This window comes from bacterium endosymbiont of Bathymodiolus sp. 5 South, from assembly GCF_900128535.1.
In the GTDB taxonomy this organism is placed as follows: Bacteria; Pseudomonadota; Gammaproteobacteria; order PS1; family Pseudothioglobaceae; genus Thiodubiliella.
In genome coordinates this window covers 1-3147 of the sequence record NZ_FQTR01000176.1, presented here as the reverse complement: position 1 = coordinate 3147, position 3147 = coordinate 1, and the positions used below count along the sequence as shown (strand labels likewise).

At 43.4% G+C, this 3147-nt stretch carries 1 protein-coding gene; it reads left to right on the top strand.

Features of this window, described 5'->3' with window-relative positions:
• Positions 1 to 3005 (top strand): inverse autotransporter beta domain-containing protein (locus tag BBROOKSOX_RS09690; protein ID WP_139661473.1); only part of this gene is annotated, 3005 nt, incomplete at its 5' end.
• Between the last annotated feature and the right edge of the window lie 142 nt (positions 3006 to 3147).

Here is a 3147-nt window from a genome sequence, read left to right as displayed (position 1 = left end):
TCCAAGCAGGCATCGCTTCTGGCAACAGCGGCAATGGTCGTCGTGCTACGATTAACTTAGGTATTGGTCATCGTCTATTGGTAGAGGACGACATGGCAATCGCCGGTATTAACTTTTTTACCGACTATGAGACCAAGTCCAGTCACAAACGCCTAAGCCTTGGTTTAGAATATCAGCGTGCTAACTTTAGTGCCAATATCAATAAATACCATATGTTTTCAGACAAAAAATTAGTCAACAGTGTAAAAGAGAGAGGTATGTCAGGTTATGATGTCAAGCTCAGCGGTCAAGCCCCTTATCTACCTTGGGCAAAGATCAAAGGCACTTATTATTACTGGGACGCTAAAACAGGTCCAAACATTAGGGGTAATATTTTGGGTGTGGCTATTGAGCTTACCCCGTCAGTGAGCTTTGAGTTCGGTCAAGAAAACAACAATACCATAGACGCCAAAAGTTACGGCAAACTCACGGTAAAACTACCACTGGGCAACAAGCAAAAATTCACCAATTTTGCGATTGCCAACAAAGCCTTTAAAGACAGCCGCAAAATGGACTTAGGCGCGCTTGCTTGGGTTGAGCGTAGTAATAAAATAATGATTGAAAGAGGAGAAAACTCAATAAAGTTTAAAGGACTGTCTTATAAAATAGTCACCGGACCCTCAGGCAGAAATTGGCTTGATAGAAACATAGGTGCAACAAAAGTAGCTGCTGATGTAGGCACTGCTGATGCAAGTACTGTTGATAACCGTAATGCTTATGGAGAATACTACTCATTTGATAAGGCTATCTGCCCAACAGGCTTTAGTGTGCCAACTAAAGCAGAGCTCAAGAAAGCTGTCGGTCTCATCCTTAATGGACCTACTCCTACGGCTGTTAGTACTGCTACAGTCCTCACTGGATTCCTTAAGTTGCCAGCCGCTGGTTTTAAGAAGAATGGTAGTTTTGAACATGTTGGCAGTGAGGTTGCCTTGTGGACTAAGACTAAGACTAAGGGGGCGAGTGACGAGTATGCTGTTTTGCAAGTCAACACCAACAGTGGGAGTTTCGTCTTCCGTTCTAAGGACGACAGCATTCCCGTTCGTTGTATTCAAACACAGAAACCAGTAGTAGGGTTTAATGGCGTATCTTACAACATGATCACCTCACCTAACACGGGCAGAATTTGGCTTGATAGAAACTTAGGCGCCGATTCAAATGACGCTACTGACACTGGTTCTTATGGATATTTATACCAATGGGGTCGTAGGAATGATGGTCATCAATCGAGGACTTCAGACAAAACAGCAACAAAAGAAGGTGGCATCACTTCAACAGAAGGAAAATTTGTTACAGTTACAGCGTCGTCTTTTGATTGGACAAACGCAGATGTGGATGGCTCAGGCAGAGTAAAAGCTTGGACGAACGGCGGAGACAACATTTGCCCAGCAGGCTTCGGTGTGCCAACTAAGGATGAATTAGAAAAAGAAACTGCTGTTAGCTTCCTTAACTTGCCAACTGCTGGCTACCGCAATGCTGAAAATGCAGCAGTTGTGAGTGACGCTTTTGTCTTCTTGTGGACTTTGGACCCTACTGTTGCGAGTGTTAGTGGAGTGGACTCACCACAAGCTTATTATTTTAATGGTAGCGACTTTTTAGAGACTAAGCGTGCTTATGGCATGAGCGTTCGTTGTATTAAATCAAAGCCCGGCACTAAAGATTCTTTTGATGTTCCTAATAATACAACAGAGTACAAAACGGTCGTTTTCTCTAGGACAAAAAATGTTTGGCTTGATAGAAACTTAGGTGCAACACGAGTAGCCTCAAGTACTGACACTGATGTTGAGAAACAAGCGTCTTACGGAACTTATTACAAGCTTGGTGATGCTGTATGCCCAGCGGGCTTTATCCTACCATCTGAGAAAGATTTCAAGGTGCTTATTGCCGAGATTGGTGAGGGTGGAGATATGACTCAAAAGGCATTGTCTAGTGTGATGGCGTTGCCGGCTGCCGGACACGCAAATGATGACAGGACTAGGGGGTCCAGCATCTATCTGAGGGGTGCTGGAAATCAGGTAGTTTCGATTAGCAGTGAAAACAGCAATGGGGACTTCTACAAGGATAAGGCTGAGGATGGTGATGGTATACCTGTTCGTTGTATTCAAGCATCTAGTTCTATACATGCTGATGATTCAACTGCAGCCCCAACACTAACAATTGAAGCTGATGCCAATGGCGAAGTTAGGGCTGGTAAATTCGTTACTTTTACTTTTAAATTTAGCAAGCCTGTTTTTGGTTTTACAATCAAAGATGTGAAGATTGACAATGGCACAGTCAAGGCAGGTACAACCCTTACTCGAGCTGATACTGATAATACTCTTTGGACATTAGTTGTGCGCCCAGCACAAGGTAGGAATTCTGGTGACTTGAAAGTCACTGTTCTTGCAGATTCTGTGATCGGTGTTAAGGCTAATGAGAATGCTGCAAAGAGCCACAGTATTGGGTTGCATACAAGGCCAACATTTGTATCACAATGGGTTAAGAGCGCAAGCGCGAGTAGCAACACCTCCTTAGCCGGTCGGCTTACTGATGACCCAGAATCGACGCTGGGCAATCGGCAGCAGTTGAATGACCCAAATTCCTGGATAGAAGCAAAAGCAACTTCAATAAACGGCACGAACTATGGCGCTAAACCAAATCTCACGCTTACATATCGGACACCAATATATATTCAGTATATTGTTATTCGTGAGACTTTTAACACTAGAGAAGGTGGTCAAGATGTCTGGGGGATTGACTCGAAAGGCAATGAGGTTAGGCTTCGTGGGACTGGAAATAATGATGATATCAAGCCTGAAAATTCCCATCTGCGGGGATTCGTAAACGACAGAAAGATAAAGCTAGGCCCCATAGCAAGGAAAAAAGGTCCGTTTAAAACCATAAAGATAACGGTTGGCACTAGTAATCGGGAGACACCCGACGCAGTTGACGCAGTAAGAATCTTTGGAACTATAGAACCACCTATCTAATAAACACTTTGCATAAATAGTCATAACCAGCACCAAGAATATAACATTCAAGTGCTGGTTTGTTATTTGCTTAAAGTACTTAGTAACACAAAAAACCCAGTCTTTTGACTGGGTTTTTTGTGTACTTTTTAATAAGGCGTGC